The 13,535-nt window shown below is 72.6% G+C and carries 13 protein-coding genes and 1 rRNA gene; 12 read left to right on the forward strand and 2 right to left on the reverse strand.

The window, feature by feature from the left end; genetic code table 11:
* From rrf to ACZ4N4_RS31485, 3 genes are all read left to right on the forward strand, one after another.
* Positions 1–91, forward strand: a 5S ribosomal RNA gene (rrf, locus tag ACZ4N4_RS31475); the annotation flags it as partial.
* 159 nt (positions 92–250) lie between these two features.
* Complete coding sequence (locus ACZ4N4_RS31480) at positions 251–1,477, forward strand: hypothetical protein (protein WP_467595800.1); 1,227 nt, start codon at positions 251–253, stop codon at positions 1,475–1,477.
* Entirely contained in the window at positions 1,360–2,280 is a 921-nt protein-coding gene (locus ACZ4N4_RS31485) for a tetratricopeptide repeat protein (protein ID WP_467595803.1), read from the forward strand. The genes ACZ4N4_RS31480 and ACZ4N4_RS31485 overlap by 118 nt, the downstream gene beginning before the upstream one ends.
* A 65-nt stretch (positions 2,281–2,345) precedes the next feature.
* On the opposite strand, the gene ACZ4N4_RS31490 is transcribed toward ACZ4N4_RS31485, so the two are convergent.
* The gene (locus ACZ4N4_RS31490; RefSeq protein ID WP_467595172.1) at positions 2,346–3,629 is read right to left on the reverse strand and encodes a DUF1015 family protein; all 1,284 of its coding nucleotides are present in this window, start codon (positions 3,627–3,629) and stop codon (positions 2,346–2,348) included.
* Positions 3,630–3,714: 85 nt separating this feature from the next.
* On the opposite strand from ACZ4N4_RS31490, the gene ACZ4N4_RS31495 reads away from it, so the two are divergent.
* The 4 genes from ACZ4N4_RS31495 to ACZ4N4_RS31510 all read left to right on the forward strand — a co-directional run bounded on the left by ACZ4N4_RS31495 (position 3,715) and on the right by ACZ4N4_RS31510 (position 7,755).
* The gene (locus ACZ4N4_RS31495) at positions 3,715–4,743 is read left to right on the forward strand and encodes an HAD hydrolase-like protein (RefSeq protein ID WP_467595174.1); all 1,029 of its coding nucleotides are present in this window, start codon (positions 3,715–3,717) and stop codon (positions 4,741–4,743) included.
* Between the two features lie 62 nt (positions 4,744–4,805).
* A complete protein-coding gene (locus ACZ4N4_RS31500) occupies positions 4,806–5,849 on the forward strand; it encodes a FecCD family ABC transporter permease (RefSeq protein WP_467595176.1) in 1,044 nt (347 codons plus the stop codon).
* Positions 5,846–6,883, forward strand: a complete 1,038-nt coding sequence (locus ACZ4N4_RS31505; RefSeq protein ID WP_467595178.1) for a FecCD family ABC transporter permease — start codon at positions 5,846–5,848, stop codon at positions 6,881–6,883. Before ACZ4N4_RS31500 ends, ACZ4N4_RS31505 begins: the two co-directional genes overlap by 4 nt.
* Complete coding sequence (locus ACZ4N4_RS31510) at positions 6,880–7,755, forward strand: ABC transporter ATP-binding protein (RefSeq protein WP_467595181.1); 876 nt, start codon at positions 6,880–6,882, stop codon at positions 7,753–7,755. The genes ACZ4N4_RS31505 and ACZ4N4_RS31510 overlap by 4 nt, the downstream gene beginning before the upstream one ends.
* Here the strand turns inward: ACZ4N4_RS31510 and ACZ4N4_RS31515 are convergent.
* Complete coding sequence (locus ACZ4N4_RS31515; protein ID WP_351699480.1) at positions 7,739–8,086, reverse strand: sterol-binding protein; 348 nt, start codon at positions 8,084–8,086, stop codon at positions 7,739–7,741. The genes ACZ4N4_RS31510 and ACZ4N4_RS31515 overlap by 17 nt on opposite strands.
* A gap of 42 nt (positions 8,087–8,128) precedes the next feature.
* On the opposite strand from ACZ4N4_RS31515, the gene ACZ4N4_RS31520 reads away from it, so the two are divergent.
* From ACZ4N4_RS31520 to ACZ4N4_RS31540, 5 genes are all read left to right on the forward strand, one after another.
* On the forward strand, positions 8,129–8,449 hold the full coding sequence (locus ACZ4N4_RS31520; RefSeq protein ID WP_453574769.1) for a hypothetical protein: 321 nt from the start codon (positions 8,129–8,131) through the stop codon (positions 8,447–8,449).
* A gap of 7 nt (positions 8,450–8,456) precedes the next feature.
* Positions 8,457–9,272 carry a TlyA family RNA methyltransferase gene (locus tag ACZ4N4_RS31525; protein WP_467595184.1) on the forward strand — a complete coding sequence of 272 codons (816 nt, stop codon included), beginning with the start codon at positions 8,457–8,459 and terminating at the stop codon, positions 9,270–9,272.
* A complete protein-coding gene (locus tag ACZ4N4_RS31530) occupies positions 9,269–10,174 on the forward strand; it encodes an NAD kinase (RefSeq protein WP_384489717.1) in 906 nt (301 codons plus the stop codon). The genes ACZ4N4_RS31525 and ACZ4N4_RS31530 overlap by 4 nt, the downstream gene beginning before the upstream one ends.
* A 242-nt stretch (positions 10,175–10,416) precedes the next feature.
* The gene (gene recN, locus ACZ4N4_RS31535; protein ID WP_453575031.1) at positions 10,417–12,144 is read left to right on the forward strand and encodes a DNA repair protein RecN; all 1,728 of its coding nucleotides are present in this window, start codon (positions 10,417–10,419) and stop codon (positions 12,142–12,144) included.
* A 257-nt stretch (positions 12,145–12,401) separates the two neighbouring features.
* The gene (locus ACZ4N4_RS31540; RefSeq protein ID WP_467595187.1) at positions 12,402–13,532 is read left to right on the forward strand and encodes a glycosyltransferase family 4 protein; all 1,131 of its coding nucleotides are present in this window, start codon (positions 12,402–12,404) and stop codon (positions 13,530–13,532) included.
* The last annotated feature ends 3 nt before the right edge of the window (positions 13,533–13,535 follow it).

A 13,535-nucleotide genomic window follows, 5' to 3' on the forward strand; every position in this document is an offset into this window, starting at 1 on the left:
GCCCGGTTACATTCCGAACCCGGAAGCTAAGCCTTACAGCGCCGATGGTACTGCAGGGGGGACCCTGTGGGAGAGTAGGACACCGCCGAACAATCTTTGAGGACCCCTGGTCACCAGCGTTCAGCTGGGACCAGGGGTCCTTTTGTTTTTACAATGCTTGTGGTACCGAAGACAGGAGTCACCATGTCCACCAACTCTCCCGACGAGCGACCGGAGCGCGACCAGCGGCGACGGGACAGTGGTGACCGCGGTGACCGTGGCGGATACCGCGGAGACCGCAACGACCGCGGCAACGACCGCGGAGACCGCGGCGGTTACGGCCGTCGCGACGACAATCGCGGCGGCAGCGGCGGCGGTGGCTACGGTCGCCGCGACGACAACCGCGGTGGTGGATACGGCCGTCGGGACGACCGTCGTGGCGACGACCGCGGCGGCAGCGGTGGCGGTGGCTACGGTCGTCGTGACGACAATCGCCGTGACGACAACCGGCGTGATGACCACCGTGGTGGTGACAACCGTGGTGGTGGCTACGGCCGTCGGGACGACAACCGCGGTTCCCGCCCGGCGTTCCAGCGGGACGACCGTGGCGACCGGGGCGGCTTCCGTCGGGACGACAACCGTGGCGGCGGCTACCGCGGCCGGGACGACCGGCGCGATGACAATCGTGGTGGCGGCGGTGGCTACGGCGGCCGTCGAGACGACAACCGCGGTGGTGGCGGTTACGACCGCCGTGACGACAACCGGCGTGATGACCACCGTGGTGGTGACAACCGTGGTGGTGGCTACGGCCGTCGGGACGACAACCGCGGTTCCCGCCCGGCGTTCCAGCGGGACGACCGTGGCGACCGGGGCGGCTTCCGTCGTGATGACCGTGGTGGTGACCGCCCGGCGTTCCGTCGTGACGACCGTGGCGACCGTCCGACGTTCCGTGGTGACGACCGGGGCGACCGGGGCGGCTTCCGCCGTGATGACCGTGGTGGTGACCGCCCGGCGTTCCGTCGTGACGACCGTGGCGACCGTCCGACGTTCCGTCGTGACGACCGCGACGACCGTGGCGGGCGGAGTGACTTCCGTCGGGACGACAACCGGAGCGGTGGTGGCTACCGGGGCCGGGACGATCGGCGTGACGACCGCAGGGACGACCGGCGCGACGACAACCGTGGTGGCTTCCGCGGCCCCCGCAGCGACGACCGCCGTGATGACCGCCGAGACGACCGGGGCGGCTTCCGTCGGGACGACAACCGTGGCGGCGGCGGTTACCGCGGCCGGGACGACCGACGTGACGACCGGCGTGGCGACGACCGGCGCGGCGGTGGTGGTTACGGACGCCGTGACGAGCGGGACCGTGACCGGGAGCCGATCAAGCGGCTGCCGATCCCGGAGGACGTCACCGGCGACGAGATCGACAAGGACGTACGGCAGGAGCTGCAGAGCCTGCCCAAGACGCTCGCGGAGGACGTCGCCAAGAACCTGGTGATGGTCGCACGGCTCATCGACGAGGACCCCGAGGGCGCGTACGGCTACTCCAGGGTGGCGCTGCGCCTCGCGTCCCGTGTCGCCGCCGTACGGGAGGCCGCCGGGTTCGCCGCGTACGCGAACCAGAAGTACAGCGAGGCGCTCGCAGAGTTCCGGGCCGCGCGGCGGATGACCGGCAGCGTGGACCTGTGGCCGGTCATGGCCGACTGCGAGCGTGGGCTCGGGCGGCCGGAGAAGGCGCTGGACATGGCCGGTGCCCCCGAGGTGCACAAGCTCGACAAGGCCGGCCAGGTCGAGATGCGGCTCGTCGCCGCCGGCGCCCGGCGTGACATGGGGCAGCTGGACGCGGCCATCGTGACGCTGCAGAGCCCCGAGCTGGCGTCCAACTCCGTGCAGCCGTGGACCGCACGGCTGCGGTACGCCTACGCCGACGCCCTGCTCGAGGCCGGGCGTGTGGACGAGGCGCGGGAGTGGTTCGGCAAGGCCGTCGAGGCCGACCGGGACGGTAGCACGGACGCCTCCGACCGGCTGGCCGAGCTGGACGGGGTCGAGTTCGTCGACGCCCTGAACGACGAGGACGCGGAGACGGACGCGGACGCGGACGAGGACCTGGACGAAGACGAGGGCCCGGACGAAGACGCGGACGAGTCCGAGGAGACCCTCGTCGAGACCGCGACCGAGCCCGAGACCGAGCCCGAGTCTGCCACCGCCCCCAAGGCGGAGTCCGAGCCCGTGTCTGAGTCTGCCACCGAGCCCAAGGCGGAGTCCGAGCCCGTGTCTGAGTCCGAGGCCGACAAGGACTGATCAGCGCGTTCGACAGAGGGCAGGCTCCGACCGGAGCCTGCCCTCTCTCGTTGTCGTCGTCGCTCTCAGACGTCGAGCGCCCGCAGCACCAGCCCCGACGCCGGCTTCGGGCCGAAGGACGTCGACTTGCGGGGCATCGTCACGCCTTGGCGGGCCAGGTCGCGGACGACCTCCTCGCGGACCGGGTGCAGGAGGACGGCCGTGCTGCCGGCCCGTTCGGCCTTGGCGACCGTCGCCGCCGTGTCGTGGATGTACGCGATGTGCGCGTTCGAGTCCTCGGGGATGCGCCAGACGTGGTCGAGGAGCGTGGCGTGCAGGACGGTGGCGTCGAGCGTGCGCCACGCGGCCGGGCGGTCGGCGGGGATCGTGCGGGCCAGGAGATCCGGGTCCGGGCGGTCGATGAGGTGGAAGGTACCGTCACCGGCCAGCAGGAACGCGTTGCCGACGCAGGCCGCGTCCGCGAGCGCCTCCTGGGCCTGCGGCAGGGGGACGTCGAGCCGTCGTACCCGGAAATGGTCCCGCACGGCCGCCAGGGCGTCCGCCACCGGCAGGCCGTGCAGCAGGCGGTGGATGGCGCGGACGCGCAGCGGGTAGCGGGCGGTGTCGACCAGGAGCACCAGGCCGTAGTCCCAGGGGCTGGGAGAGGCGTGCTCCGCGCGTAGACGTAGGTAGGTGGCCCAGCGGTGATGGCCGTCGGCGATCAGGGCCTGGTGGTGGGCCAGGTCGGACTGGACGCGTGCCACCTCGGCCGGATCGGTGATCGACCAGAGGCGGTGGTGGAAGCCGTCCTCCGTGGTGGTGGCCAGGAGCGGGGGGCGGTCGGCCGCCGCTTCGACGACTTCGGCGGCCGCGCCGTTGCCCCGGTAGGTCAGGAGAAGGGGTTCGAGGTTCGCGGAGGTCGCGCGCATCAGGGCCGCGCGGTCGGCGACCACCGGGGGCATGACCTCCTCGTGCGGCAGCACCACGCCCTCCGACGGTTCCGAGACCCGCAGGGCGCCGATGACGCCGCGCTGCAGCATGCCGTCGCCGTCGTGCTGCTCGTAGACGTACAGGCCGGGTTCGGGGTCCATGGTGAGGACACCCTCGGCCTGCCAGCGGTGCAGGGTGTCGGCCGCCTGTTCGGTGCCGGCGCTGGGGGTACCGGCCTGGGGAAGGATCAGGCGGACGATGTTGTACGGGTCGGCGGACTGGAGGTGGTGTACGCCGTCGGGACGTACGACGACGTCGTACGGCGGGGAAGTGACGGCGGCGAGGCTGCCGACCCGGTCGGGGTCGTAGCGAAGGCCTCGGAACGGGTTGAGTTCCAGGCCTCGGCGCTCCGTTGCTTCCGAGTGACCTGCAGTGTTCATCCCGGCATCGTACGTGTGTCAGTGGCGTGCGGGATGATCGATGGGGAAAGGCGGGGCAACGAAGAGTGACGAGGAGCGATGGGGAATGAGCCAGGGTGTCAGGACGGGTCCCGAGGGCAGCGGACAGGCTCTGAGCACGGCGTATGACACGGCGCTGCTGGATCTGGACGGCGTGGTGTACGCGGGCGGCAGCGCGATCGCGCACGCAGTGGAGTCGCTGGCGGCGGCCCGCGCGGGCGGGATGCATCTGGCGTACGTCACCAACAACGCGCTGCGGACGCCGGACACGGTGGCGGGGCATCTCACCGAGTTGGGGATCCCGACCGGCGCCGATGACGTCATCACCTCGGCGCAGGCGGTCGCGCGGCTGATCAGCGAGCAGGTGCCGGCAGGCGCGCGGGTGCTGGTGATCGGCGGCGAGGGACTGCGGGTCGCGCTCCGGGAGCGGGGGCTCGAGCCGGTGGAGTCGGCGGACGACGATCCGGCGGCGGTGGTGCAGGGGTTCGGCGGTCTCGATCTGCCGTGGGGACGGTTCGCCGAGGCGTCGTACGCCGTCGCGCGCGGGGTGCCGTGGTTCGCGTCCAACACCGATCTGACGATTCCCAGCGGGCGCGGGATCGCCCCGGGCAACGGCGCGGCGGTGGAGGTTGTCCGGATCGCGACCGGTGCCGAGCCGCAGGTGGCCGGCAAGCCGCTGCCGCCGATGCACCGGGAGACGGTCCTGCGGACGGGTGCGAAGCGGCCGTTGGTGGTCGGGGACCGGCTGGACACCGACATCGAGGGCGCGTTCAACGGCGAGGTCGACTCGCTGCTCGTCCTGACCGGCGTCACCGACGGGCGGCAACTGCTCGCCGCGCCGCCGCAGCACCGGCCGACCTACGTCGACGCCGATCTGCGGGGGCTGCTCACCGGGCAGCCGGAGGTCACGGCGGACGGCGACGGCTTCCGGTGCGGTGGCTGGACGGCGACGGCGGCGGCGAACGGCCTGGAGCTGGAGGGGGACGGCGAAGCCCTCGACGGCCTGCGAGCCCTGTGCGCCGCGGCCTGGACGGCGGCCGGGGAGGGCTCCTGCGAGCTGGACGGAGGCAAGGCGCTGGCCCGGCTCGGGCTCTGAGTCCACGCTGCTCACGGGACCGGGCATCGAAAGTCGTGGGGAGGGTAGGCTAACCTAACCAGGTGTTGGTCGACAGTCCTCTCGAACAGCGCGCGGAGACCGCCCCCGCGCCCCCAACCCGCCGGGCGATACGAACCCTTGGGCTCCTCGTCTCCGTCGCGGTCCTGATGCTCGTCGCCCTGTCGAGCATCGCGATCGGAGCGAAAGAGCTGCCGCTGGACCAGGTCTGGCACGGCCTGTTCCACAACACGGGGACGTACGGGGACGTGGTCGTCGACGAGCGGCTGTCCCGGACCGTGCTCGGTCTGCTGGCCGGTGCCGCCCTCGGCCTGTCCGGGGCGGTGCTCCAGGCACTCACCCGCAACCCGCTCGCCGACCCCGGACTCCTCGGCATCAACGCGGGCGCGTCGGCCGCGGTCGTCACCGCCATCACCTACTTCGGCGTCACCACCCTCGACGGCTATGTGTGGTTCGCCTTCTTCGGGGCGGCCGCGGTGGGCGCCCTGGTGTGGTTCCTGGGCGGCAGCCGGGGCGCCACCCCGGTCCGGCTGGCGTTGGCCGGCACGGCGATCAGCGCCGCGCTCTACGGCTACCTCCAGGCCGTGATGATCACGGACGGCGCGGCGCTCAACAAGTGGCGGTTCTGGACGGTCGGTTCGCTGGCCTCCGCGAACAACTCGACGATCATGCAGGTACTGCCGTTCCTCGTGGCCGGCACCCTGCTCGCCCTGGGCCTCGCCCGGCCGCTGAACGCGGTGGCGATGGGCGACGACACCGCCCGTGCCCTCGGCGCGAACCTGGGCCGCACCCGGGCCCTCGCCATGCTCGCGGCCGTCGTCCTGTGCGGCGCGGCCACCGCGGCCTGCGGACCGATCGCCTTCGTCGGCCTGATGGTGCCGCACGTCGTGCGCTCCTTCACCGGCCCCGACCTGCGCTGGATCCTGCCGTACGCGACGATCCTGTCGCCCGTGCTGCTGCTCGGCGCCGATGTCGTCGGCCGGATCGTCGCCCGCCCCTCGGAGCTCCAGGTCGGCATCGTCACCGCGATCATCGGCGGGCCGGTTTTCATTCTTCTCGTACGACGGCGGAGGACGGCCCAGCTGTGAGGAACACGCGTACCCTACGCACCCCTGGCGGGCTCTCCCTGCGGACGGAGCTGCGCGCGCTGGTCGTCGTGAGCGCGTTGCTGCTGGCCGCGTGTGCCGCGAGTGTCGTGCTGATCGGCACCGGCGACTTCCCGATCTCCTTCGGCGACGTGGTGAGGACGCTGGCCGGCAACGGCACCGCGGGCCAGGACTTCATCGTCAACGAACTGCGGCTGCCGCGCGTTCTGGTCGGTCTCCTGGTCGGCGCCTCGCTCGGCCTCGGCGGCGCCCTGTTCCAGTCGATCTCCCGCAACCCGCTCGGCAGTCCGGACGTCCTCGGCCTCTCTCAGGGTTCGACGTCCGGCGCGCTCGTCGTCATCGTGCTGACGTCCGGGGGAGCGGCCCAGGTCACGGTCGGCGCCCTGGTCGGCGGTCTGCTGACCGGCCTCGCCATCTACCTGCTCGCCTGGAAGCAGGGCGTGCACGGCTACCGGCTGGTCCTGGTCGGTATCGGCGTCTCGGCGGTCGTCACCGCGGTCAACGGCTATCTGCTCACCAAGGCCGACTTCGTCGACGCGACCCGGGCGGTCGTCTGGATGACCGGTTCCCTCAACGGCCGGGACTGGAGCCAGGTCTGGCCGCTGCTCGCGCTGTGTGCCGTCCTCGTCCCACTGGCTCTCGCCAACGCGCGCGGCCTGCGGATGATGGAGATGGGCGACGACGTGTCCAACGCCCTCGGCGTGCGCGTGGAGCGGGTACGGCTGCTGCTGATGGTGTCGGCCGTGCTGCTGACCGCGGCCGCAACCGCCGCCGCGGGCCCGGTCAGTTTCGTGGCGCTCACCTCCCCGCAGCTCGCCCGCCGTCTCACCCGCTCGCCCGGCCCCAACCTGCTGCCCTCGCTCTGCATGGGCGCCACCCTGCTGGTCACCGCCGACTGGGCCTCCCAGCGCGCCTTCGGCGCCGACCAGCTGCCCGTGGGCGTGGTCACCGGCGTCCTCGGCGGGGTCTACCTGCTGTGGCTCCTCGTCACCGAACGCAGGGCGGGCCGGATATGAGCACGCGCGGCGGGCCGGAGAAGAGCACGAACCCCGAGTCGGAGAGCAAGAACAAGAAGAGGAACGCTGTGAACCGCCTGTCCGCCGAGAACGTCACCCTCGCCTACGACCAGCGCGTCATCGCCGAGCAGTTGTCGGTGGAGATCCCCGACAACTCCTTCACGGTGATCGTCGGCCCCAACGCCTGCGGCAAGTCGACGCTTCTGCGCGCGCTGTCCCGGATGCTCAGGCCCAGCCAGGGCCGGGTCCTGCTCGACGGGCAGGTCATCCAGTCGATGCCGGCGAAGAAGGTCGCCCGCACGCTCGGCCTGCTGCCCCAGTCGTCCATCGCGCCCGACGGCATCACCGTCGGCGACCTGGTCGGCCGCGGCCGCTACCCGCACCAGGGACTGCTGCGCCAGTGGTCCGCCGAGGACGAGCGGGTCGTCCAGGAGTCGATGGCCCGGACGGGTGTCGCCGAACTCGCCGACCGGTACGTCGACGAGCTGTCCGGCGGTCAGCGGCAGCGTGTGTGGATCGCCATGGCGCTCGCCCAGCAGACCCCGCTGCTGCTCCTCGACGAGCCGACCACCTACCTGGACATCCAGCACCAGATCGACGTCCTCGACCTCTGCGCCGAGCTGCACGAGGAGCAGGGCAGGACGCTGGTCGCCGTGCTGCACGACCTCAACCACGCGGCCCGGTACGCCACCCATCTCATCGCGCTGCGCGACGGCGAGGTGATCGCCGAGGGCGCCCCGAACGACATCGTCACCGCGAAGCTGGTCGAGGACGTCTTCGGGTTGCGCTGTCAGATCATCGACGACCCGGAGACGGGCACCCCGCTGGTGGTGCCGGCCGCCCGGAAGGCACGGCTCACAGCAGCTTCCTGAGCCGGAACAGGTCCAGCAGGTTCGCGTCCAGTTTCACCCGGCCCGAGCCCCAGGCCCCGGCGAAGTTCAGCTCGCCGTCGACCAGGGCCACCAGGTCGTCGCCGGCCATGGCCAGCCCGATCTGCGCCTTCTCCCGCGGCGGCCCGGGAAACGTCTCCTCCACCTCGATTCGGCCGCCGGTGAGCCGGCCCGCGAAGGTGACGTCCAGGTCGGTGATGTGGCAGCTGACGGTTCGGTCCATGGCGGCGGCCGCGCGAACATCGCCCTCGGCGCCGCCCATGGTGTGGGAGAGCTTGTCGAGTGCGGCGCGGCACTCCTCGATCGTGGCCATCGCGATCGACGGTACCCCAGCGGTTCGGGGTAGCGTCGGGGCATGACCGACTCTGTGCCCGAGGGCCGGGTGGCGGAGGCGGCGGAAGCGGTACCGGCCGAGCCCGAGTACGACCCCGCCGCCCCGGCCCCGCTGAACGTCCCCCGCACCCCCACCGGCAACGCCGAGGTCGACGCCCAGCTCGACCGGCTGGGCGACGCCGACCACCTCGCCACGGACGGGCATCTGGAGGTGTACGAGGATGTACACCGGGGGCTGCGCGACGCGCTCACCGCGCTCGACGCCCGCCCCGGGCCTCCGGCGCCCGCACCGCCGTACGGCGACCGGGCGCCCACACCGTCGTACCACCAGAGCAGGAGCTGAACCGAACGTGGCAGGAGTCGCACGCCGCCGTCTGGACGCGGAGCTGGTCCGCCGGAAGCTGGCGCGCTCGCGCGAGCACGCCAGCCAGCTGATCGCCGCCGGGCGGGTCACCGTCGGCAAGACCCTCGCGACCAAGCCGGCCACCCAGGTGGAGACCGCCGCGGCCATCGTGGTGCAGTCCGACGACAGCGACCCCGAGTACGTGTCCCGGGGCGGTCACAAGCTGGCGGGGGCGCTGACGGCGTTCGTCCCGCAGGGGCTCGTGGTCGAGGGGCGGCGGGCGCTGGACGCGGGTGCGTCCACCGGAGGCTTCACCGATGTGCTGCTGCGCGCGGGCGCCGCGCATGTCGTCGCCGTCGACGTCGGATACGGCCAACTCGCGTGGTCTCTGCAGAGCGATGAACGCGTCACCGTCAAGGACCGTACGAACGTACGCGAGTTGACGCTTGAAGCGATCGATGGGGAGCCTGTGGATCTTGTCGTGGGTGATCTGTCCTTCATCCCGCTCGGGCTGGTGCTGCCGGCCCTGGCGCGGTGTGTGAAGCCGGACGCCGACCTGGTGATGATGGTCAAGCCGCAGTTCGAGGTGGGCAAGGAACGGCTGGGCAGCGGGGGAGTCGTACGGAGTCCGCAGCTGCGGGCGGAGGCCGTGCGGGGGGTCGCCGAGCGGGCGTGGGAGCTGGGACTCGGGGTGAACGGTGTCACCGCCAGTCCGCTGCCCGGGCCGTCCGGCAATGTCGAGTACTTTCTGTGGCTGCGGGCCGGGGCACCCCGACTGGACCCGGCCGACGTTGACCGTGCAGTGGCGGAGGGGCCGCGTTGACACAGAACCGAGCTCGTACTGTTTTCCTGCTGGCCCACACCGGGCGGCCTGCGGCGATCCGCAGCGCCGAGCTTGTGGTGAAGGGGCTGCTGGCGGCCGGAGTCGGCGTGAGGGTCCTGGATTTCGAGGCCCGCGACCTGCCGCTTCCCGAGGAGGTCGAACTCGTCGAGGAGGCCTCGCCGCACAGCCTCGACGGCTGCGAGCTGCTGATCGTGCTCGGCGGTGACGGGACGCTGCTGCGCGGCGCCGAGTTCGCACGCGCCTCCGGGGTGCCGATGCTCGGCGTCAACCTCGGCAGCGTCGGCTTCCTCGCGGAGGCCGAGCGGGACGACCTCGACAAGGTCGTGGACCGGGTGGTGAGCAGGGCGTACGAGGTCGAGGAGCGGATGACCGTCGACGTCGTCGTGCACCGCAACGGGGACATCGTGCACACCGACTGGGCGCTGAACGAGGCGGCCGTGCAGAAGGCGGGCGCTGAGAAGCTGCTCGAAGTGGTGCTGGAGATCGACGGGCGGCCGGTGACGGGGTTCGGGTGCGACGGGATCGTGCTGTCGACGCCTACCGGGTCCACGGCGTACGCGTTCTCCGCGGGCGGGCCGGTGGTGTGGCCTGAGGTGGAGGCGCTGCTGATGGTGCCGATCTCCGCGCATGCGCTGTTCGCCAAGCCGCTGGTGACCTCGCCGGACTCGGTGCTGGCGGTGGAGGTGCTGCCGCACATCCAGCCGGGCGTGCTGTGGTGCGACGGACGGCGGACTGTCGAGCTGCCGCCGGGGGCGCGGGTCGAGGTGCGCCGGGGCGCGGTGCCGGTGCGGCTGGCCCGGCTGCACCACGCGTCGTTCACGGACCGGCTGGTGGCGAAGTTCGCGTTGCCGGTCTCCGGATGGCGGGGGGCGCCGCAGTAGCGGTTCGTGGGGGGGCGGCCGGGGAGCGTCGGCGGCTGCGGGTGGTTCGTGGTCGCTCGCGCAGTTCCCCGCGCCCCTTGGTTTCTCCGCTCGCCCGCGTGACTGGCTGCCGCGCCCCTTGGTTTCTCCGCTCGCCCGCGTGACTGGCTGCCGCGCCCCTTGGCTTCTCCACTCGCCCGGGTGACAGGGGGCCTCGCACTTCGTCGGCCGGACCTCGTAAGGTCTTCTCCGTGCTGGAAGAAATGCGGATACGGTCGCTCGGGGTCATCGACGACGCTGTCGTCGAGTTGTCGCCGGGGTTCACCGCCGTCACCGGTGAGACCGGTGCGGGCAAGACCATGGTGGTCACCAGCCTGGGGCTGCTGCTCGGTGGGCGGGCCGATCCCGCGCTCGTGCGGATCGGCTCCGAGAAGGCGGTCGTCGAGGGACGGCTCACCGTGCCACCTGGCACCTCCGCGGTCGTACGGGCCGAGGAGGCAGGCGCCGAGCTGGACGACGGGGCGCTGCTGATCAGCCGTACCGTTTCCGCCGAGGGCCGCTCCCGGGCGCACCTCGGCGGGCGGAGCGTGCCCGTGGGGCTGCTCGCGGAACTCGCCGACGACCTGGTGGCCGTGCACGGCCAGACAGACCAGCAGGGCCTGCTGAAGCTGTCCCGGCAGCGGCAGGCCCTGGACCGGTACGCGGGCGACGGGGTCACCGTGCCGCTCGCCAAGTACGGCGAGGCCTACCGGCGGCTGCGGGCCGTGGCGGTGGAGCTGGAGGAGATCGTCACCCGGGCGCGTGAGCGGGCCCAGGAAGCCGACATGCTGCGCTTCGGCCTCGACGAGATCGCCGGCGTGGAGCCGCGGGCCGGCGAGGACGTCGAGCTCGCCGAGGAGGCCGAGCGGCTCGGGCACGCCGAGGCGCTGTCGTCGGCCGCGACCGCCGCGCACTCCGCGCTCGCGGGCAACCCCGAGGACCCCGAGGGCATAGACGCGACCACCCTCGTGGCGGGCGCCCACCGAGCCCTGGAGGCCGTACGGTCGCACGACCCGGCGCTGGCCGCGCTCGCCGACCGGATCGGCGAGGTCGGGATCCTGCTGGGGGACGTGGCGGGCGAGCTGGCCGGATACGCCGACGACCTCGACGCCGACCCGCTGCGGCTCGCGGCCGTGGAGGAGCGGCGCGCCGCGCTCACCGCGCTCACCCGCAAGTACGGCGAGTACGGCGACGGCATCGACGCGGTGCTGGCCTGGGCCGAACGGGGCGCCGCGCGGCTGACCGAACTCGACGGCGACGACGAGCGGATCGACGAGCTGACCGCCGAACGCGATGCCCTTCGTGCGGAACTGAGCGGGCTCGCGCAGGCGTTGACCGACGCGCGTACCGAGGCCGCCGCGCGCTTCGCGGCCGCCGTCACCGCCGAGCTGGGCTCGCTCGCGATGCCGCACGCGCGCGTGTCCTTCGACATCCGCCAGACCGAGGACCCGGAAGGCGTGGAGGTCGGCGGGCGCACGGTCGCGTACGGTCCCTCGGGCGCCGACGAGGTCGAACTGCTCCTCGCCCCGCACCCCGGCGCCCCGCCCCGGCCGATCGCCAAGGGCGCCTCCGGCGGTGAGCTGTCCCGGGTGATGCTCGCCGTGGAGGTCGTCTTCGCGGGCACCGACCCGGTCCCGACCTACCTCTTCGACGAGGTCGACGCGGGCGTCGGCGGCAAGGCCGCAGTCGAGATCGGCCGTCGGCTGGCGAAGCTCGCCAAGTCGGCGCAGGTGGTCGTGGTCACGCACCTCCCGCAGGTCGCCGCCTTCGCCGACCGGCAGTTGCTGGTCGAGAAGACGAACGACGGGTCGGTCACGCGCTCGGGCGTGAAGGTCCTGGAGGGCGAGGAGCGGGTCCGGGAGCTGTCCCGGATGCTGGCCGGACAGGAGGACTCGGAGACGGCACGGGCCCACGCGGAGGAACTGCTCGCCACCGCGAGAGCGGACGCCTGACGAGCCCCTTCCCGGTCGCGGGGGGCTCGCCGGTGGGCGAGGGCTCCGCCGGGTGGGCGCGACAACGCGCCCACCCCTCCGCGCGCCCGCGCCCCCTCGGCTTGCCGTACTGTCACTCTCACGGGTGACACACTCCGGCGCGTGCCCCGGCCCGCCCCGGTATGCCCCTCCTCGGAGCCCCGCAGTGCCCCCCTCGGCAGATACCTTCTCTACGTACCCTCGTGACGCCCCGACGCCGAACACAGGAGCCCGGCTGCGTGAGCCCCGTGAGCAGCAACGCATCGCACGGTCAGTCGCCGCTGCGCACCGTGCAGGTGCTGGGCGGTGGCAACGCCGGCAGCAGTGCGCACGTGCGTTCGCTCGCCGCCGGTCTTGTCGCACGGGGCGTGCGGGTCACGGTGTGCGCCCCCGTCGAGGCCGACCGCGCCTACGACTTCTCGGGCGTCGGCGCCGACCACGTTCACGTACCGCGCAGCAGTGACCCGGGGTCGGTGGCCGCGCTGCGTGCCGCCTGTACCGATGCCGACCTGGTGCACGCGCACGGTCTGCACGCCTCCTTCCGTGCCGTGCTGGCGCTCAGCGGCCGCAGTACCCCGCTCATCGTCACCTGGCACAACCGGGCGGAGGCCGAGGGCGCCCGGGCGCATCTGCTGCGGATGCTGGAGCGACGGGTGGTGCGCACGGCCGCCGTGGTGCTGGGCACGACCTCCGACCTGGTGGACCGCGCCCGCCGTACCGGCGCCCGGGACGCGCGGCTCGCCGCCGTGACGCTGCCCGGTCTGCGGCGGCCCGTGGAGGAGGAGGCGGACCGGCTGCGGCCCAAGGTGCGGGCCGAACTCGGCGCCATGGGACGGCCGTTGCTCATCGCCGTCGGCTCCCTCGACCGGCACCGCGGCTATGACGTCCTGCTGGACGCGGCACGTGCCTGGTGCCGGCTCGATCCGGTACCCCTGCTCGTCATCGCGGGGGAGGGGCCGCTGCGTGCGGTGCTGCAGCGGCGGATCGAGGACGAGCAGCTGCCCGCCCGGCTCATCGGCCGCCGCGACGACGTCAGCGAACTGCTCGCCGCCGCGGATCTGGCGCTGCTGCCCAGCAGTTGGGAGTCGCGTTCGGTGCTGGCCCAGGAGGCCCTGCACGCGCGCGTGCCCCTCGTCGCGACCGCTGTCGGCGGTATCCCCGACCTGGTCGGCGACGCGGCCGAACTCGTGCCCTACGGCAACGCTGCCGCCCTCGCCGACACCGTCCTACGACTGCTCGGCGACCCGGAGCGCTGCGAGGAGCTGCGCGAGAAGGGCACCCGGCAGGCGGCGAGCTGGCCGACGGAGGACGAGACGGTCACCCAAGTGCTCAGCGTGTACGACGAGTTGACCCAGCCCCGGCCGCTCTAGCGG

It is taken from the genome of Streptomyces sp. NPDC026538, assembly GCF_055567535.1.